The 18,267-nt window shown below is 71.1% G+C and carries 19 protein-coding genes; 8 read left to right on the top strand and 11 right to left on the bottom strand.

Annotated elements, in window-relative coordinates:
- Positions 1 to 28: 28 nt before the first annotated feature.
- Positions 29 to 328 carry a GNAT family N-acetyltransferase gene (locus tag BJP65_RS12245; protein WP_055839180.1) on the bottom strand — a complete coding sequence of 100 codons (300 nt, stop codon included), beginning with the start codon at positions 326 to 328 and terminating at the stop codon, positions 29 to 31.
- Between the two features lie 433 nt (positions 329 to 761).
- On the opposite strand from BJP65_RS12245, the gene BJP65_RS12240 reads away from it, so the two are divergent.
- Both BJP65_RS12240 and BJP65_RS12235 read left to right on the top strand, forming a co-directional pair.
- Entirely contained in the window at positions 762 to 1,454 is a 693-nt protein-coding gene (locus tag BJP65_RS12240; protein ID WP_070409325.1) for a winged helix-turn-helix domain-containing protein, read from the top strand.
- Between the two features lie 214 nt (positions 1,455 to 1,668).
- Positions 1,669 to 2,658, top strand: a complete 990-nt coding sequence (locus BJP65_RS12235; protein ID WP_070409324.1) for a DNA-3-methyladenine glycosylase — start codon at positions 1,669 to 1,671, stop codon at positions 2,656 to 2,658.
- A 66-nt stretch (positions 2,659 to 2,724) separates the two neighbouring features.
- Here BJP65_RS12235 and BJP65_RS12230 read toward each other — a convergent pair whose 3' ends face one another.
- The gene (locus tag BJP65_RS12230) at positions 2,725 to 3,546 is read right to left on the bottom strand and encodes a siderophore-interacting protein (RefSeq protein WP_070409323.1); all 822 of its coding nucleotides are present in this window, start codon (positions 3,544 to 3,546) and stop codon (positions 2,725 to 2,727) included.
- A gap of 74 nt (positions 3,547 to 3,620) precedes the next feature.
- On the opposite strand from BJP65_RS12230, the gene BJP65_RS12225 reads away from it, so the two are divergent.
- Positions 3,621 to 3,842: a hypothetical protein gene (locus BJP65_RS12225; RefSeq protein ID WP_055839190.1), complete on the top strand. Its 222-nt coding sequence runs from the start codon at positions 3,621 to 3,623 to the stop codon at positions 3,840 to 3,842.
- A gap of 59 nt (positions 3,843 to 3,901) precedes the next feature.
- Here the strand turns inward: BJP65_RS12225 and BJP65_RS12220 are convergent, their stop codons facing one another.
- The 4 genes from BJP65_RS12220 to BJP65_RS12205 form a co-directional block, all read right to left on the bottom strand.
- A complete protein-coding gene (locus BJP65_RS12220; RefSeq protein WP_055839192.1) occupies positions 3,902 to 4,660 on the bottom strand; it encodes an ABC transporter ATP-binding protein in 759 nt (252 codons plus the stop codon).
- A 31-nt stretch (positions 4,661 to 4,691) separates the two neighbouring features.
- Positions 4,692 to 5,702, bottom strand: coding sequence for an iron chelate uptake ABC transporter family permease subunit (locus BJP65_RS12215; protein ID WP_070409998.1), 1,011 nt, complete (start codon positions 5,700 to 5,702; stop codon positions 4,692 to 4,694).
- Positions 5,695 to 6,660 (bottom strand): ABC transporter permease, encoded by a 966-nt coding sequence (locus BJP65_RS12210; RefSeq protein ID WP_070409322.1) that lies wholly within the window; start codon positions 6,658 to 6,660, stop codon positions 5,695 to 5,697. The genes BJP65_RS12215 and BJP65_RS12210 overlap by 8 nt, the downstream gene beginning before the upstream one ends.
- 74 nt (positions 6,661 to 6,734) lie before the next feature.
- Positions 6,735 to 7,703: a siderophore ABC transporter substrate-binding protein gene (locus BJP65_RS12205; protein WP_070409321.1), complete on the bottom strand. Its 969-nt coding sequence runs from the start codon at positions 7,701 to 7,703 to the stop codon at positions 6,735 to 6,737.
- Between the two features lie 88 nt (positions 7,704 to 7,791).
- Between BJP65_RS12205 and BJP65_RS12200 the strand changes: the two genes are divergently transcribed.
- Positions 7,792 to 8,562: a siderophore-interacting protein gene (locus BJP65_RS12200; protein WP_070409997.1), complete on the top strand. Its 771-nt coding sequence runs from the start codon at positions 7,792 to 7,794 to the stop codon at positions 8,560 to 8,562.
- Between the two features lie 36 nt (positions 8,563 to 8,598).
- On the opposite strand, the gene BJP65_RS12195 is transcribed toward BJP65_RS12200, so the two are convergent.
- Both BJP65_RS12195 and BJP65_RS17105 read right to left on the bottom strand, forming a co-directional pair.
- The gene (locus BJP65_RS12195) at positions 8,599 to 10,401 is read right to left on the bottom strand and encodes a S16 family serine protease (protein WP_070409320.1); all 1,803 of its coding nucleotides are present in this window, start codon (positions 10,399 to 10,401) and stop codon (positions 8,599 to 8,601) included.
- Positions 10,398 to 11,369 (bottom strand): GNAT family N-acetyltransferase, encoded by a 972-nt coding sequence (locus BJP65_RS17105; protein WP_156784885.1) that lies wholly within the window; start codon positions 11,367 to 11,369, stop codon positions 10,398 to 10,400. The genes BJP65_RS12195 and BJP65_RS17105 overlap by 4 nt, the downstream gene beginning before the upstream one ends.
- A 127-nt stretch (positions 11,370 to 11,496) precedes the next feature.
- Between BJP65_RS17105 and BJP65_RS12185 the strand changes: the two genes are divergently transcribed.
- Positions 11,497 to 11,787: a DUF4287 domain-containing protein gene (locus BJP65_RS12185; RefSeq protein WP_055839205.1), complete on the top strand. Its 291-nt coding sequence runs from the start codon at positions 11,497 to 11,499 to the stop codon at positions 11,785 to 11,787.
- 42 nt (positions 11,788 to 11,829) lie between these two features.
- On the opposite strand, the gene BJP65_RS12180 is transcribed toward BJP65_RS12185, so the two are convergent.
- Positions 11,830 to 12,438, bottom strand: a complete 609-nt coding sequence (locus tag BJP65_RS12180) for a MerR family transcriptional regulator (protein ID WP_070409995.1) — start codon at positions 12,436 to 12,438, stop codon at positions 11,830 to 11,832.
- Positions 12,439 to 12,508: 70 nt separating this feature from the next.
- Here BJP65_RS12180 and BJP65_RS12175 point away from each other — a divergent pair, with 70 nt between their 5' ends.
- Both BJP65_RS12175 and BJP65_RS12170 read left to right on the top strand, forming a co-directional pair.
- Positions 12,509 to 13,009, top strand: a complete 501-nt coding sequence (locus BJP65_RS12175) for a DUF4188 domain-containing protein (RefSeq protein WP_070409319.1) — start codon at positions 12,509 to 12,511, stop codon at positions 13,007 to 13,009.
- 29 nt (positions 13,010 to 13,038) lie between these two features.
- Complete coding sequence (locus tag BJP65_RS12170; RefSeq protein WP_070409318.1) at positions 13,039 to 13,899, top strand: sulfurtransferase; 861 nt, start codon at positions 13,039 to 13,041, stop codon at positions 13,897 to 13,899.
- A gap of 19 nt (positions 13,900 to 13,918) precedes the next feature.
- On the opposite strand, the gene BJP65_RS12165 is transcribed toward BJP65_RS12170, so the two are convergent.
- Entirely contained in the window at positions 13,919 to 15,241 is a 1,323-nt protein-coding gene (locus BJP65_RS12165; RefSeq protein WP_070409317.1) for an NAD(P)/FAD-dependent oxidoreductase, read from the bottom strand.
- Positions 15,242 to 15,446: 205 nt separating this feature from the next.
- Positions 15,447 to 16,901 carry an amino acid permease gene (locus BJP65_RS12160; protein WP_070409316.1) on the bottom strand — a complete coding sequence of 485 codons (1,455 nt, stop codon included), beginning with the start codon at positions 16,899 to 16,901 and terminating at the stop codon, positions 15,447 to 15,449.
- A gap of 147 nt (positions 16,902 to 17,048) precedes the next feature.
- Between BJP65_RS12160 and BJP65_RS12155 the strand changes: the two genes are divergently transcribed.
- Positions 17,049 to 18,251 (top strand): PLP-dependent aspartate aminotransferase family protein, encoded by a 1,203-nt coding sequence (locus BJP65_RS12155; RefSeq protein WP_070409315.1) that lies wholly within the window; start codon positions 17,049 to 17,051, stop codon positions 18,249 to 18,251.
- Positions 18,252 to 18,267: the final 16 nt, after the last annotated feature.

The raw sequence follows: 18,267 nt of genomic DNA, 5'->3' as shown, positions 1-18,267 counted from the left end.
GCATTGCGGCTCCTGCATAGGCGTCGCCTCAGGCGGACGGCCGCGTATGCAGGAGGCCGGCGCGTTCCGGATGGGCCTCGAACCACTCCCCCACGTACCAGCACACCGGCAGGATCCGGCGGCCACCGGCCGCCTCGATCGCGTCGACGGCGCGTTCGGTCACCACACCGGCGTACCCATGCCCACGGAAGGTGGGAATGGTGAACGCGCGCGTGAGGGCGATGGTGCGCCCGTCGTCGCGATAGTCGAGCACCGACACGAGGTCGTCGCCGTCGTGCAGGGTGAATCGCGAGGCGGTCTTGTCGTCGGCGAAGTGCAGGTCGGCCATTCCGTGAGGGTACGCCGCTTCGCGACTCCGGGCGCCGATGCAGCAGAATGCTCGAATTGCGCGCGTGTGGGCGACGAACATCGCGCATGATGCGCAACGGGACACGCGATCGCTCGATTTGACGCGATCCGACTCGGTGCGTCATAATCCCCCCATGACTGTCAACGCGCGTTCTCTGTCCGCCCGGGAGGCGAACAGGACTGCCGGCATGATGATGCCCGGCCGCGTTGTCATGTGTTGTCGAATGTGCCGCTAACCGCGACCCCTCGTACGGACGACCTCGGTTTCTGAACGCCGACCTCGTCCCCCGGTCGTCTGGCATCCGCGTCGATCACGCGTACCCCGGCACCGCACCCCGGCCCTCTCGGCCCTCACCTCCCGCTGAACCCCGCATCGTGACGCACGGGTTCACCACCCAAGGACTTCATCACTCATGTCGATCTCCGCCGTTCTCGACCGCACCCAGCCCTCCACCGTCCGCACGCAGGCTCCCGCCGCCCCCGCCGCCCCGCGGCCCGTCGCCGGCACCGCCCCCCGCGGCTTCGCCCTCTACGTCGGCATCGACGAAGAGAAGGCCGCCGCCGCCGGTGTCAGCCTCGGCACCCTCGTCGAGGCCCTCCGCCGCACGCTGAGCGAGCTCGCCCCCGCCGCCGAGACCTACGCCACGGTGGCCCTCGCCCCGGCCGGCGCCGGTGGCCGCGACGTCGACGTCGTCCGTCTCGCGCTGCACGAGCCGTCGGCCGTCGCCCGCACCAAGGACGAACCCGTAGACGAGGACCGCGCCCCCGGCGGCGTGGTCGTCGACATCTCGCGCAAGCGCGTGCTCATCGACGGCGAGTCGGCCGCCTTCACCTTCAAGGAGTTCGAGCTGCTGCAGTACCTCGTGCTGCGCGAGGGGCGCACGATCGAACGCACCGAACTGGTGGCTTCGCTGTGGGAGGGCTCGACCGACGACGACGCCCCGGGCGAACGCACCATCGACGTGCACGTGCGGCGCCTGCGTGCGAAGCTCGGCGCCTACGAGGACATCGTGCGCACGGTCCGCGGCGTCGGGTACCGCTTCGACCGGCACGCCGACGTCTCGATCCGTTACGGCCACGGCACCCCCTCGCCCGACCGCTTCTGATCGCTCGCCGCCGCATCCGGTGTTCTGTGCGCACTGGTCGCGGTCAGTCTGCATGATCGGTGGGGCTGGAGTGCACGGGAGGGAGTGTAAGGACGCGAGCGGATGGATCGGTCATGCAGATGAGCCGAACACCAGCCGCGACCGGCGCCGCGAACCCCACGGCCCCGCACAGCCCGGATGCCGCGATGTCGGAGGGCCGACGTAGGGTGTCGGCATGAGATCGACCGGGGTGCGCGCGCGGCAGGCGCCGCGCGAATCGCCGGTCGTCGCGGATCGCCCGATCGAGTCGGAGTACCGTCCCGCGCGCCCCGTCGACATCGGTCGCGCGGTCTCGGCGCAGCGGCACGGTCGTAACGACCCCACGTTCTTCGCCACGGCGCCCCTGCGCGACGGAGGCGTCGTGTGGCGGGCCAGCCGCACGCCCCTCGGCGTCGCGACCCTGGCTCTCCGACAGAGCATGGGCGGTTCCGTGCGTGCCGCCGCCTGGGGACCGGGCGCCGAGTGGGCGATCGACCAACTGCCGGCGCTGTGCGGAAAGCTCGACGAGGCCGACGGGTTCGACGCCTCCCGGCATCCCCTGGTCGCCGAATGGCACCGGCGGCACCCCGACCTGCGCATCGGCCGCACCGACCTGGTGTTCGACGCCCTGGTCAGCGCCATCATGGAGCAGAAGGTCACGAGCATGCAGGCCTTCTCGGCCTGGCGCAGCGTCGTCACCTGGTACGGCGAGCGCGCACCGGGTCCCCCTCCGCGGCCCCTGTTCGCTCCCCCCGACATCGAGGGATGGCGCCACGTTCCGTCGTGGGCCTGGCACCGGGCCGGCCTCGAGCCGCCGCAATCGCGGACCATCGTCGAGACCGCGCGTCGAGGCCCGACGATCGTGCGCGCGGCGAGCGCCGCGGTCGACGGCGAGGCCCGCGACCGCGTCTTCATCAGCCTGCGCGGCGTCGGCATCTGGACGAGCGCCGAAACGCGCATCCGCGCGTTCGGAGATCCGGATGCCGTGAGCGTGGGCGACTACCATCTCGCCCACCAGGTCGGTTTCGCGCTGACGGGCCATCGCACCGACGACGACGGCATGCTCGAGTTGCTCGAGCCGTTCGCCGGTCACCGTCAGCGTGTCATCCGGTTGATCTACGCCGGGTCGGGCCTCGAACCGCGTCGCGGTCCGCGGCTGCACCCCGAGGACCACCGCGATCGCTGAGGGCGCACCCGCGGCGTCCGCCCGCGCGCGGCGCAGGGAGGTGGCGGTCGCCGTCGATCCCCCGGGTCAGTGTCCGCGCGGAGCCCGCCAGTAGCCGGTGAACGAGATCGCCCGTTTGTCGACGCCCGCCCGCACCCAGTGCCGACGCATCGCGCTGACCAGCGACTGCTCGCCCGCCACCCACGCGTAGGCCGGGAGTCCATCACCCGGCGCCGCCTCGGTCGCCGCGTCGCGCGCGGCCACTCCCGGCGTCGCGTGCGGATCGGCGCGCACGACCCACCGCACGTCGACGCCGTCCGGGGCGGCGAGTGTTCGCACATCGCCGGCACCCGGAACCTCGACGACGGCCGTCCCCGTCGCGGCGGGATCGAGCGACGCCAGAATGCCGGCGAGCGCCGGCAGCGCGGTCTCGTCGCCGACGAGGGCGATCGGGCCGGCGAGATCGGCGGGCGGGGTGAACAGCACCCCCTCGTCGAGGATGGCGACGGCGTCTCCCGGGGCGCACGTCTCGGCCCACGTTGCTGCCGGACCCGCCGTCCCCTTGGCGGCGGATCCGTGCAGGACGAAGTCGACGTCGAGCTCCGCCGGCTGCTCCCCCGCCGGGCGGAAGTCGGCGACGGTGTAGTTGCGCAGAACCGGGCGTTCCGTTTTGGCGATCGCCAGGTACCGCAGGTACGCGAACGAGTCGAGGCGCTGCCGGAGGCGGGTCAGGGTGCCTTCGGCGACCGGGAGGAAGAGGCGGAACCACTGGTCGCGACCGAGGGGCACGAAGCGCGCGAGATCGTCGCCGCCCAGGGTGACGCGGGCGAACGACGGCGACAGCCGCTGCCGGCGCAGGACGTGCAGGGTGAGCAGCTCGCTCTTCTCGGGCTTCACGCGTGTGGTCATCGGGCTTCCTCGTTCTTTCGGGGACGGGTGGGCGACGACCGGCGCGGACGCGCGCGGCCGCCTAGGCTGGGCGCATGATGCAGACAGGGACCGGCTGGCCGCGCGGACGCACGTACTGGATCCTCGGCACCCTGCTGCTGCTGGGTCTCGGCATCCTGTTCGGACTCGTGTGGCAGAACGTGTGGCTCGGTGTCGTCATCGCCGCGGCGGTGTCGGTGGGGTGGCTCATCGCCTACGAATCCAGCCGAGGGCGCAACGTCGGCGTCAACGATCCCGACAACGGCATCCAGCTGTAAGACGCCCCCGCGCGGGGATTGCCGTCTCCGCATGCCGGAGCGGCGGCGGTGCGTGCAGGTCATCGGTAGTAGACCGCCAGCGGATAGGGTCCGTCTCGGCGCACGTCGACGGGGGTGCCGAACACCTGCTCGAGCGTGGTCGGGGTCATGAGCTCGTCGGGGGTCCCGACGTGCACGACCTGCCCGTCGGCGAGCGCGACGATGCGATCGGCGTACGCCGCGGCGAAGTTGATGTCGTGGACGACGATGACGATGGTCTTGCCCAGTTCGTCGACCGCGCGGCGGAGCTGCCCCATCATCGCCACGGCGTGCTTCATGTCGAGGTTGTTGAGCGGCTCGTCGAGCAGGATGTAGTCGGTGTCCTGGGCGAGCACCATCGCGACGTAGGCGCGTTGCCGCTGCCCGCCCGAGAGCTGGTCGAGGTAGCGGCCCGACAGCTCGGTGAGATCGAGGAACGCGATGGCCTCGTCGATCTTCACGTGGTCCTCGGCGGTGAGGCGCCCCTGCGAGTGCGGGAAGCGACCGAAACCCACGAGCTCGCGCACAGTGAGGCGGGTGACGAAGTGATTCTCCTGCCGCAGGATCGACACGATCTTCGCCAGGGCACGACCCGGCGTGGTGGTGACGTCGTTGCCCGCGATGGTGGCGCGGCCGCTCGTGGCGGTCGCCAGACGCCCCACGATCGTCAGCAGGGTCGATTTGCCCGCGCCGTTCGGGCCGACGAGGGCCGTGATGCCCCCGGCGGGGATGTCGAGGGTCACGGGACCCAGGACGGTCAGGTCGCCGTAGGTCATGGTGACGTCGGTGAGGGAGATCACGCGACGTACCGCCCCGGTGAGCAGGAGAGCATCAGAGACTGCCCTTTCGCAGCAGGTAGACCAGGAAGAACACGCCACCGACGAACTCGATGATGATCGAGAGCATGCCCGCGGCGTAGAACACGTGGCGCAGCACGAAGTACCCGCCGAGCAGCGCCGCCATGCCGAGGAGCACGGCGAAGGGCAGCACGACCCGGTGCTGCGAGCTGCCGGCGAGTTGGTACGCCAGGGTGGCGACGATGAAGCCGAAGAACGTCATGGGTCCCACCATCGTCGTCGAGACCGAGATGAGCACCGCGACCAGGACCAGCATCCCGATCACCTCGCGACGGTAGGCCAGGCCGAGGTTGAGCGAGGTGTCGCGTCCCAGCGCCAGCACATCGAGTCGGTGACGGGCGCGCCAGACGAGAGCGAGCACCACGGCGACGACCAGGGCTCCCCACGGGAGGTACTCGGCATCCGAGTTCGACAGGTTGCCGAACAGGCGGGCAGAGAGGATGTCGAAATCACTGGGAGTGAGCAGTCGTTGCATGACCGTCGAGAGCGAGCCGAAGCCGACCCCCAGCACGACGCCGACGAGCAGCATGATGTGCAGGTTGCCGCGGCGCCCCGCGAACAACCAGCCGTACAGGAGCGTCGCGAAGCCCACCATGAGCACGCTCTGCACGACGACCTTGAGCAGCCCGTCGGTCGCCGACAGGGCGGCGCTGCCGAAGAAGAACACCAACGCGGTCTGAATCACGACGTACAGAGCGTCGAAACCCATGATCGACGGCGTCAGGATGCGGTTGGCGGTGGCGGTGTGGAACAGCACGGTCGCCACCGCCTGGCAACAGGCGACGAGGGCGATCGTGGCGACGCTCACCACGCGCAGGTTCACCGCGATCCAGAACCCCCGCGAGCCGGGCACGCCCGGCACGTTCCACGTGAGCACGCCGACGGCGGCCACGATCACGATGAACGCCAGGATGCCGAAACGCAGGCCGATCCGCCGACGGCGGGCCGCACGGGCGGGCGCGGGGCGGGTCAGGATCTCAGCCACGGGCACGCATCCTCAACAGCAGCGTGATGAACACCGCGGAGCCGACCACGCCGAGGATCATCGAGACGGGCACCTCGAACGGCATCCGTACGACGCGGCCGACGATGTCGCAGACGACGACGACCGCGACTCCCCCGAGGCACACCCAGGGGAGGTTCGCGCGCGCGTTGTCGCCGCGCCACATCGACACGAGGTTGGGAACGACGAGCCCGAGGAAGGGGAGGAAGCCCACGACCACGGTCGTCACGCCCGTGGCGACGGCGACGAGGGCGGTGCCGACGAGAAGGACGCGCGTGTGGTCGAGCCCCACCGAGGTCGCGAGGTCGCGGCCGAGACCGGCGACGGTGATGCGATCGGCGTAGAGGAACACGAGCACGACGATGAGCGCGACGATCCACAGCACTTCGTAGCGTCCGCGGACGATCGAGGTGAAGCTGCCCATGAACCAGGTGCCGAGCATCTGCAGCGAGTTCGTCGAGACGGCGAGGTAGGTGGTGAACGCCGAGACGACGGCGCCGAGCATGATCCCGATGAGCGGCACGACGAGCGAGGAACGCAGCGAGATGCGCTGCAGGATGCCGATGAAGACCATCGTCCCGACGAAGGCGGCGACGGATGCCGCGACCATGCGCACCGGAAGAGGCGCGGCCGGGGCGACGAGCACCGTGACCAGCAGCCCCAGCGCGGCCCACTCGGACGTGCCCGTGGTCGACGGTTCGACGAAACGGTTCTGCGTGAGCAACTGCATGATGAGGCCGGACACGGCCATCGCGCAGCCGGCGAGCACGAGCGCGAGGGTACGGGGCACGCGCGAGATGAGGAACATCTCGGCGCCGAAGCCGTCGCCGGCGATGTCGTAGACGCCGACGAACAGCGAGAGCACGACGAGGGCGGCGACGCCTGCGAAAGCGGCGGGCAACGCGAGCCGCGCACGAGGGCGGAGGGCGGTGGCGGTCATGGCATCCCTCCCTCCCCACTCGCGCGAGGGGTCGGATTCTCGACCCGTCGCGCGAGCGGGGGTGGGGTCGGACTTCAGGAGGCGAAGGCCTCGGCGGCCGAACGGTAGAGCTTCGTGTAGGCCTGGATGCCCTCGTCGAGGTAGAAGCTGCCGTCGAGGTAGACGACCTGGTCCTTCTGCACGGCGGGGACGTTCTTCAGCGCCTCGGCGTTCTCGATGAGGTCCTTCGCCGAGACGTAGCCGTCTTCGCCGAACATCGCGTCGCGGTCGAGCACGAAGAGCCACTCGGGGTTCGCCGCGGCGATGGCCTCGACGCTGATGTCGTCGCCGTGCGACGCATCCTCGGCGGAGCGCTCGAGCGCGGGGGTCAGGCCGAGCGTCGGGAACAGCGTGCCGACGCCCCGGCCCTCGCCGGGCGCGGCGTAGGCGATCTTGCCGCCCGAGGTGATGAGGCCCATGACGCTCTGCGACGGGTCGTAGGCCGCACGGGCGTCGGCGATCGCGGCATCCAGATCGGCGGAGAGCTGGGTGGCCTCGTCGTTCTTGTCGAACACCTGGCCGAGGATGGCCGTCTGACGCTTCAGCTCGGTCATGTGATCCTGACCGTCGCGCGGGCTCGTCTCGATCGTCGCGGGCTGGATGTCCTTGAGCTGCGCGTAGATCTCACGGAAGCGGTAGCCCCCGACGATGAGGTCGGGCTCGGCCGACAGGACGGCTTCGATGTCGGGCTCGCGGTGCAGACCCACATCGAGCACCTCGTCGCCGCCCGACAGCGAGGGCCACAGGTCGTACATGAGCGGCTTGGGCGCAGCGACGAGCGTGACACCCCAGTCACTGAGTGTCTGGAAGGTCGTGTTGTCGAGCGCGACCACGCGCTCGGGAGCGACGGGCACCTCGATCGAGCCGTGGTTGTCCTCGACCGTGACGGTGATCGCGGCGGCCGGGGTGTCGCCGGGAGAGGCAGCACCCGCGGCGCAGCCGGTGAGCGCGAGGGCGGCCACCAGGGAGGCGGCGGCGAGGGGACGGAACAGGCGGGTACTCATGCGAATCTCTCCAGTGCTGTGTCGGTTCGAGCCGCGACGGGAATCCCGAGACGGGTCGAGAAGTTAGGTTAGCCTTAGCTTTGTGAAGATGTCGAACCCGACCCTCGGAGCCCGTCTGGAGCCCCGCCGTCACGAGCTGGTGTTCCGCTCCGCGACCCTCGCGCGCCGCACCTTCCTGACCCCGGCGTACGTGCGCCTGCGCCTGGAGGGCGCGGAGTTGCGCGGATTCGACTCCCCGGGGGCCGACGATCACATCCGCGTGTTCTTCCCGGCCACGCCCACCGACGACCTGCGCGACTCCCCCAACCGCGAGTACACGCCGGTGAGCTGGGATGCCGCGGCGGGCTGGCTCGACATCGACGTCGCCCTGCACGCGAACGGCGTCGGCAGCCGGTGGGCCGAGCATGCTCCCCTCGGCGCCCCGGCGGGCGTCGGCGGACCCCGCGGATCCCTGGTGCTGGTCGGCCGACCCGATGCGTGGTTGCTCGCCGGCGACGAGACGGCCGTTCCGGCGATCCGTCGCTTCGCGGCGGCGATGGACGACGACGCCGTGGGCCGTATCGCGATCGAGGTGCCCGACGCCGCGCACGACCTCCCGGTCGCCGCTCCCCGGGGAGTGGAGGTCGTGCAGGTGCACCGCGGCGATCGCGCACCCGGCGCGGAGCTCGCCGACTGGCTCGACGCGCTCGACATCGAGGAGCAGCCCGACGGGTGCGTGTTCGGCTTCGTCGCGGCGGAGCAGGCGATCGTCCGCGCGGGGCGCGCCCTGCTTCTCGACCGGTGGTCGGGCGACCCCGCCGCCACCGTCGTGAAGGGCTACTGGAAGCGCGGCACAGCCGAGTACCACGCTCCGCACTGACGCGGGACTCGGCCGATCACGCGGCCGGTCATCGACTCAGTCGCGCTCCACCCCGGCGGCGAACGCCAACACGCGGGCCCGAAGGAACGGGGTGGCGTAGACCGTCGAGGCGCCCGGCGTGGGCGACGCGACGGCGGTGGCGGTCGCGTCCGCGAGCGCTCCACGCACGAGAGGCACCGCGGCGCCGGCGTCGGCGAGCGCCTCGACCGCGCGTACGGCGTACTCGTCGCCCACCGCGATCCGCTGCTGCACGGCGACGGCCGGGTCGACCCCGTCGGGGACGCGGACGCGGGATTGCGCCAGCAGCGGTGGGGTACTGCGTGCGAACGACAGCGTCGCGATCGCCACGGCGAGCCAGCTGCCGTCGTCGCCGGCGAGCGCCGCGAGGTCGTCGCGCGACGCCGCGAGCGCTCGGGAACGGAGGGCGGCCAGATCATCGGCGGCGACGGGACCGTCTCCGGCTCGCGCGTCGTAGGCGTCGGAGGCCGCGATCGCCGCGCGACGCAGGAGCGACGCGAGACCGTCGAGGTCGGCGTCGCGGTCGAGCGCTCCCGCGCCGTCATCGGCGACGTCGCGACGGTCGATGCTCGCCTGCGCCGTCGCCAGCGACGACGATGCCAGCGCCGAGGCGGTGCGTCCCCCCTCGAGGTCGCCGTCGTCGGCGTCGTCGGACGCAGGCTGCTCCGCCAGGGCACTGCCGGCGTACCCGGCCAGCGCGTACGCCTCTGCCGCGGCGCCGATGCCCTCGAGGGCGAGGTCGGCCGCGTCGAGGGTGTCGGGCGGGTTCTGGGCCCACGTCGCGAGGAGCTCGGCGGCCGCCGCGCGCGTCGCCGTGGCGGATGCCATCGCGTCCTCGACCGAGACCGCGGAGGCCGCCGCGACCGCGGCGAGGTCGGCCGCCGACACCGCAGCCGACAGCGCGCCGGCCTCGTCGCCCGCCTCGCGCAGAGCCTGCGCGCGGGCGAGGGCCGCTCGCGCGGGTACCGCCCGGGCGTCGTCGACCGTTGCAGCGAGGGCGGTGTCGGCCCGCGCTCGCGCGTCGTCGACGGCGGCGGCGATGGCCTCTGACCCGGGTGTGTCGGGGAGTGACTCGGAGCCCTCCGTCGCGCTGGGCAGCGGCGTCGGCGAGGCAGCCGGGGTGGGGAACGCCGCCTCGGGAAGGTCTTCGCCGGTCATGACCGCGTAGGCGCTCGCGACGTCGGCGACCTCGGCGATCGTCATTCCTCCCGTCGCCGCGAGCTGGTCGAGGTCGACGGCCGCCCCGTCGGCGTCGACCGCGATGCGCTGCCCCGCGGGCACGAGGATCGTGTCGATTCCGCCGGCCTCGATCGCCGCCGACACCTGCTCTGGCAGTCCGGCGACGGGGCTCACCGTTCCGAAGGGGGTGACCCCACCGGCGAGCGCGACCCCGGGCTGCACCTCGGTGCCGTAGTACAGCGCCAGCACCCCGACCGCGGTGACGGCGCCGGCCCCGGGAGTGTCGATGCGCGCGTCGAGGCCGAAGGTGTAGGCGGTGTCGGGACGGGCGCCGGTGAGCAGCGTCGCCGCGGCGACGGCGGTCCAGGTCGCGGACTGGGTGACGGGGGCGACCCCCGAGACGTCGTTCTCGGTGATGTCGATGCTCAGATCGCCGCCGTCGGCCGAGGCCGCGGTGATGCGCTGGGAGGTGACGCCGCCCTTCGCGCCGTGGGCGTACAGCACCGGGACCGTGAGCTCGTCCCCATCGAACGAGCCGTCGGATCCCGTACCGAAACCGAGCGAGAACCGCAGGTCGCACCCCGCGAGCACGACCACGCAGACGAGGGCGAGTGCGGTGGTGACGAGCGGACGGAACCTCACGCGTCGCCGCCGAGCCCGACGTACAGGGCGCAGGTGGCGTTGTAGTAGTCGCGCGTCTCGCCCGCCGGGCGCAGGCCGATGCGTTCGGCGACCGCACCCGACGCGGTGTTCGCCGGGTTCGTCACCGCGACGAGACCACGGATGCCCTGGCGCTCGGCGAGCGCGCGCACGGCCGAGGCCGCTTCGGTGGCGTAGCCGGCCCCCCACGCGTCGGGGTGGAAGTGCCAACCGATCTCGATGTCGTCGGGGCGGCCTCCGCCCACCCCCGATGACCACGGGATGCGCTTCAGCAGCACCGAGCCGAGGCGTCGACCGTCGGTCGTCTCGACGGCACGCACCCCCAGGATGCCGTCGGCCAGACCGACCCAACGATCGAGCAGGGCGTCGACCTCGGCGGTGTCGGTCATCACGTCTCCGGTGCCGAGGTACCGCCGCACCTCGGGCCGACGGTACATGTCGAACAGGAACGCGCGGTCCTCGTCGGAGCGGGTCCAGTCGCGCAGCACCAGGCGCTCGGTGGCGAGGCGGGTGCGCCGCATGGGCAGGTGCGGAATACCGTCTTCGGCGAACGGCGGCCCCGACACGACGAAGCCGAAGCGGGCGTACCAGGGGGCGAGGTGCGCCTGCGCGTCGAGCAGGATCGGGATGCCGGGAGCCTCGGCGTCGAGCACGTCGACGGCAGCGCGCATGAGGTCGGCCGCGATACCGCGTCCGCGCGCGGTGGTCGCGGTGGCGACGCGACCGATGCGCGTGTTGGCGGGCTCACGGAGCAGGCGGAGGGTCGCCAGGACGTCGTCGCCCTCGGTCGCCCAGAGCAGCTCCGCCCCCTCTTCGATGTCTCGGCCGTCGATCTCGGGGTACGCGGCCTCTTGCTCGACGACGAACACCGCCACGCGCAGCCAGAGGATGCGGTAGAGGGTGCGGGGGTCGATCTCGGCGACGGGCGCCCGGTGCAGGATGACGGCCATCATCCGACCGTATCGCGGGCGCCCGACATCGTCGCGCCGGACCCCCGGGGCGGGCGCACCGCGGCGTCGTCCCGGGGCGGCTCGACAGGCCTGGACCGATGTCGGAGGCGGACGCTAACCTCCGGTCATGTCCTTCCAGTCGTACCTCGACAACATCGAGACCAAGACGGGCCTCACCCCGCGACAGTTCGTCGCCCTCGCCGAGCAACGAGGCTTCGGCGCCGGCACGAAGGCGACGCCCATCCTGCAGTGGCTCAAAGACGATTACGACCTCGGTCGCGGTCACGGGATGGCGCTCGTGCACGTCATCACGAAGGGGCCGAGAATCTCCGACGCCCACGTCGGTCGGGCCGGTGCCCACGGCGATGCGAGCGACACGCTCTGGCTCGACGGAGCAGCGACGAATCCGAACGGCTGACGCGCGGGCGCGACGACCCGGCCGCCGCACGCGCGGTACGGGTCAGCCGGTGCCGAACCGTCGCGAGGCGGCGATCTGCTCCGCCACCCGCCGAAGGGCCAGCACGAGCGGTTCGACCAGCGCCGTTCCCAGTACGACGTAGCGCACCGCGTCCTCGATGGAGGTGTCGGGCGTCGCGGCGAGCTCGGCCTCACCGATCGCCGACAGGTGTTCGACGTACGCCGACATCACCGCTTCCGGCACCGTGAACCCGGCGCGATCCAGAGCGGCCAAGGCGTGGGCCACGGCCGCGATCTGGTCGGGGAAGCATTTCTCGGGGCTGCCCCCCATGCGCACGAGCAGTGCGGTGGCCTCGGTGAGGTCGACATCCGCGGTGATCTCGGGGGTCACCGCGGCGTTGGCGGCGCCGAGCAGGTCGTAGGGGTTCTGCGGCGGATCTTCGAGCACCGTGACGACGCGGCGCACGCCCGCGATCCCGACCCCCGCATCGACGAGGGCACGGATCACCCCGAGGCGCTGCAGGTGGGCCTCGCCGTACGAGGCCTGCGTGGGCGAGGTGCGCTCCCCCTCGGGCAGGAGCTTCTCGCGGAGGTAGTACTTGATCGTCGCGACGGTGACCCCACTCGTCATCGCCAATTCCGAGATACGCATCACTTCCCCCTTGACTCGATAGCAAGACTATCCAACACTAGATAGCACCACTATCCAGTAAGGACGAGCCATGGCATCCCTTCTCCGCGGTCGCATGACCCACCACCACGAGGGCGAACTCGTCGTCTTCCACATCGGCATGACGATCAACCGCTGGTACCGCCCCGACAAATGGATACCGATCCTCGGCGAGATGGGCCCGATGCTGCGCGAGCTGAGCACCGACCCCGAATCGGGGCTGAAGGGATTCACCGTCCTGCTGGGTGCGCGGGGCCCGTACCTCGTGCAGTACTGGTCGTCGCTCGAGAAGCTCTACTCGTACGCGTCGGCGCCGGGGCAGGCCCACCGCCCCGCGTGGTCGCGGTTCAACAAGCGGGCACGCACGGCCGAGGGCGCCGTGGGCATCTGGCACGAGACGTACGTGGTCGAACGGGCGGAGTCGATCTACGTCGACACCCCCGCGATGGGGTTGCCCCGGGCGACCTCGATCGTTCCCGTCGGCGCGCGACACGACGGCGCCCGCGCGCGCGTCGCCGATGGCGCCACCCCGCGTACGGCGGGGACCGAATGACACGGGCCCGGCACTCGCATACTGGGAGAATGAGCCGCATCCTCGTCACCGCGTCCGACCTGCAGGCCGCCCTCTCGGCCGGCGCGTTCCCCGACGGCGGTCCCGTGCGCGTCCTCGACGTACGCTGGCGCCTCGATCGACCGGACGGACGGCCGGATTACCGCGCCGGCCACATCCCGGGGGCGCAGTACGTCGACCTCGACCACGATCTCGCCGCGCACGGAGCGGCGACCGAGGGTCGGCATCCGCTCCCCCCGGTCGAGGCGTTGCAGAACGCCGCCCGACGGTGGGGCATCGATGCCGGCGACACGGTCGTCGTCTACGACGACCTGAACAACATGTCCAGTGCCCGCGCGTGGTGGCTGCTGCGGTTCGCGGGCGTCGCCGACGTGCGCCTGCTCGACGGGGCGTGGCGGGCATGGACCGAGGCCGGATTCGACCGTGAGACCGGGGACGCGGCGATCCCGACGCCGGGCGACATCGACCTCGCCTACGGCGCGCTGCCGTCGCTCGAGCTGGGCGAGGTGGGCGCGTTCGCCGACGACTCCCTGCTGCTCGACGCGCGCGCCGCGGAGCGCTATCGCGGCGAGGTGGAGCCGATCGACCCGCGGGCGGGACACATTCCCGGGGCGATCAGTGCGCCGACGACCGAGAACGTCGACGCCGACGGGCGTTTCCACACTCCCGACGCGTTGCGGTCGCGGTTCCGCATGCTCGGCGCCGAGGACGGCATGTCGGTGGGCGTGTACTGCGGCTCCGGGGTGACGGCGGCCCACCAGGCGGTGGCGCTGACCCTGGCCGGGTTCGAGCCGCGCGTGTTCCCGGGGTCGTGGAGCCAGTGGTCGAACCACCCGGAGCTGCCGGTGCAGACGGGGCCCGCACCGCGCTGAGACCGGCGCCGCCGACGGGCTAAGCCCAGAGGTCGCTCACCGGGATGTCGTGACCGAGCACGTTCTGCGCGGCGCGATGGCCCGACAGCATCGCGCCGGGGACGGTGGCCGGATCGTCGCCCCAGGTCGCCTCCCCCGCGAGGTGCAGCACTCCGCCGACGGGCTCGGCGAGATCGTCGTGGTCGGCACCGACCGATCCGGGCAGCATGTACGCGTAGGAACCGCGCGAGAACGGGTCGTCCTGCCAGCGCGTCACGATGGCGCTGGTCGGTTCCGTGACGACATCGCCGTACAGGCGCCGCAGCTGCGCCACGGTCGAGGCGACGATCTCGGCATCGGTCCACTCCCGCGTCGCGACGGCGGCCGGGCCCGCCGCGAAGGTGAGCAGCGCGTGCTCGTCGTGGAGTCGCCCGATGTCGTACCAGGAGTGCCACCACTCCCCCTCGTCGCCGAGTTGACGGATGCCGTAGACCCCGGCATCCCAGAATCGTTCGTCGAAACGCAGCACGACCTTCTCGAAGGCGTTCATGCGCACGAGGTCCAGGGCGCGGCGATGACGAGCGGGAAGCTCGGGCTCGAACACGACGTCGCCGGCGTGCAGGACTCCGACCGGAACCGTGACGACGGCCCGGGCGGCGGTGAAGGTGCCGTGGTCGGTGTCGACCCGCACGCCCTCGGGCGACCAGTGCACCCGCGAGACGAGGTGTCCGAGGCGCACGTCGAGGCCGTCGGCGAAGTTCCGGGCGAGTTCGTCGTACCCGTGCGGGAACACGACCTCGTCACCGTTGACGGTGTCGTCGTCGAGGCCGTGGGCGCCGAGGGCATCCATGCCGATGCCGTACTGCTCCTGGGCGCGGCGGTCGTTGTACTCGCGTACGCGTTCCGTCCGTTCGGCATCCCAATCCTGTGCGGCGAGCGCCTTCTCGACGACGTCGGCATAGCTGGCATCCGGATCGGCGTCGGCGATGATCTCGACGAGGGCGGCGTTCAGCGCGCGGATGTCGTCGGCGTACCGCCGCACCGCGTCGTCGTCGAGTCGCTCGCCGTCGGCGTCGAAGTAAGCCAGCGGGCGACTGTCGGGCTGGTATCCCCCGACGGTGAACTCCATCATCGGCATGCCGAACGCGCGGGCGGCCTCGGCGACCGGGCTGTCGTCGATGCCGTGGATCCACGAGGCCCCGCGGTCGGTGACGTGCCCGTGAGAGCGGTCCGAGAAGACGCGCCCACCGATCCGATCGCGTGCCTCGAGCACGACGACCCGGCGGCCGGCGCGGGCCAGCAGACGCGCCGCGGCGAGGCCCGAGATCCCCGCGCCGACGACGATGGTGTCGACAGTGTCCATGCGTCCTCCCCCGTTCCAGGCCGATCGCTCGACCCGACTTCCCGCGACCGTACTGCGGGCGGAGAGCCGGTGGCATCCGCCTCGCCGGAGCGTCCATGGCGTCGGAGTGGACACCGCGTACAGCGGGAACGCGCGCACGCGGAGCACGACGACCCGGCGGCCGAGCAGAAGGCGCCCGCACGCCGTCACGGGCCGCCGAGCGGGGTCAGGAGGCGGGCGCCTCTTCGTCGAGCGCCGCAGGTCCGACGCCGCGACGACCGTAACGCCACCAGAAGAACAGATAGCAGAGGCCCACGAACGGGATGCCGAAGTACAGCGCCGCGACCTGCTGCGGGTCGAAGGCGATCGCCACGATCGACGCGGTGAGCAGCACGAAGGCAAGGATCGGCACAAGCGGATACAGCGGTGTGCGGTAGGCCAGGCTCGACAGGTCTCCGCCCGCGCGCAGGAACGCCCGGCGGTGGAAGAACTGCGCGGCCACGATCGACATCCACACCGCGACCGCCGCGAAACCGGCGATCGAGACGAGCACGAGGTACACCGTCTCGGCGGCGATCACGCTGGAGATCAGCGAGACCAGGCCGATGCCCAAGCTCACGATCAGCGCGACCAACGGGATGCCGCGGCGGGTCAGGCGCGTGAACGAGCGGGGCGCGTAGCCCTCTTCGGCGAGCGAGAACAGCATGCGCGCGCACGAATACAGCCCGCTGTTGCCCACCGAGAGCAGCGCGGTGATGACGACGAAGTTCATGATGTCGGCCGCGTAGGGCACACCGACGTACTCGAAGACGTCGACGAACGGGCTGGAACTGAGTCCGGCCTTCTCGTACGGAAGCAGGGCCGCGATGACGGTGATCGAGCAGACGAACAGCACGAGCAGACGCAGCACGGTCGAGCGGAGCGCCCGGGGGATGTTGCGACCCGGGTCTTTGGTCTCGCCCGCGGCGACGCCGACGAGCTCGGCACCGCTGAAGGCGTAGAACACCGCGAGCGAGGTGATGAGCACGCCGCCGAGACCCGCGGGGAGCAGCCCCTCGGGGGTCACGAAGTTGCTGAACAGCACGGCCTCGTGAGGAGTGGTCGACAGGGGCGTGAAGCCGAAGATCGCCATCGTGCCGAGCACGATCAGCGCCAGGATCGCGACCACCTTGATGAGTGCGAACCAGAACTCGGTCTCACCGAACACGCGCGCCGAGATCGCGTTGAGCGTGAACAGGATGCCGGCGAACACCAGGCACCACACCCACACGTCGACCGTCGGGAACCAACGCTGCATGAGAATTCCGGACGCCGTGAACTCCGACCCGAGGGCGACCACCCAGCACAGCCAGTACAGCCACGCCGTCACGAAGCCCGTCGCCGGCCCCATGGTGCGTGCCGCGTAGATGTGGATGGACCCCGAGACGGGATAGACGACGGCGAGCTCGCCCAGGCACACCATGACCAGCCAGACGACGAAGGCGCCCAGCAGGTACGCGAGCACGGCTCCCAGCGGACCGGCCTGGTGGATCGTGTAGCCCGAGCTGAGGAAGAGTCCCGACCCGATCACGCCGCCGAGGGCGATCATCACGAGGTGGCGCGCATCCATCGCCCGCCGCAGGTGGCGTACGGGCGTGCCCGCACCGGAGCGCTCGAGGGGCTGACCCGTGGGTCGGTTCATGGGTGTTCTCGCATTCGTGCTCGAGCCGGTGGCAGACGGGACTCGCGGGCGCCGCAGGTCAGAGTAATGGATGCCGCCGACACGACCGTGCTCACTACGCTGAGGCGGTGCCGCTCCCTCGTCGGCGCGGACGGGAAGGACTCCGAGATGACCACGCGCCCCGATCGCACCGACGACCACTCACTGGGAGAGGCGAGCCTGGCCGTCCACGGCGGGAAGACGCTCGACAGCACTCGGGCGCTGAGGACGCCGCTGGTCATGTCGAACTCGTTCGCCCTGCCCGACGATCCGAGCGAGATCAGCTGGTCGGCGTACGAGCCGGGCCTGTACACCCGCAACACCGGGGTGAACCAGGCCGCGCTCGAGGCGAAGCTCGCCGCTCTCGACGGGGGCGAGACGGCGGTGGTCCTCGCCTCGGGCGTCGCCGCTCTGCACGCCGTGTTCTTCACCCACGTGAGGGTGGGCGATCACGTCGTCGTCAGCGACGTCGTCTACGAGGCGACGTGGCGACTGTGGACCGAACTGCTCCCCGAGCGGTACGGCATCCACGCGACTTTCGTCGATGTGACGGATCCGGATGCCGTCCGCGCCGCCCTGCGCCCCGAGACACGTCTCGTGTGCGTCGAAGCCATCGCCAACCCGACCACGAAGGTCGCCGACATCGCGATGCTCGCCGAGATCGCGCACGCGGCCGGGGCGATCCTGATGGTCGATTCGACCTTCACGCCGCCGCCGTTCTACCGCCCGCTGACCGATGGCGCCGATCTGGTCGTGCACTCGTTGACGAAGTACATCAACGGACACGGCGATGCCATGGGCGGGGCCGTGATCGGACGCGCCGATCTCATCGACCCGATCAAGGGCGACGCGATGGTCGACGTGGGCGGCGTCATCTCACCCTTCAACGCCTGGATGATTCAGCGCGGATCGGTGACGCTTCCGCTTCGACTGCGTCAGCATTTCGCGTCGGCGCAACGGGTGGCCGAGATGCTCGAGGCCGATCCGCGGGTGGCGTTCGTCGCGTACCCCGGGTTGGCGTCGCATCCGCAGCACGAGGTGGCCGCGCGTCAGTTCGGCGGCCGCGAGTTCGGCGGCATGATGGCGTTCGCCGTCGAGGGCGACCCCGCTGCGCAGAACCGCTTCGTGTCGCACCTGCGCCTGATCACGTCGGGATTCTCGCTCGGACACGAGGACACCCTGATCGTGCACACCGCGGCCGAGGGGCCGCGGACCGCGACCTACCCCGAGGAGTTCCGGCGTTACGGTCACCTGCGCCTGTCGGTCGGACTGGAAGACGCCGACGACCTGGTGGCGGATCTCTCCGCCGCGCTGGACGCGACCGCGCTCTGAGTCGATCAGCCCCGTC

Origin of the sequence: Microbacterium sp. BH-3-3-3, from assembly GCF_001792815.1 — a bacterium.
Taxonomy (GTDB): domain Bacteria; phylum Actinomycetota; class Actinomycetes; order Actinomycetales; family Microbacteriaceae; genus Microbacterium.
The sequence above is the reverse complement of the archived record's forward strand: the minus strand, read 5'-3'. Positions and strand labels throughout refer to the sequence as shown.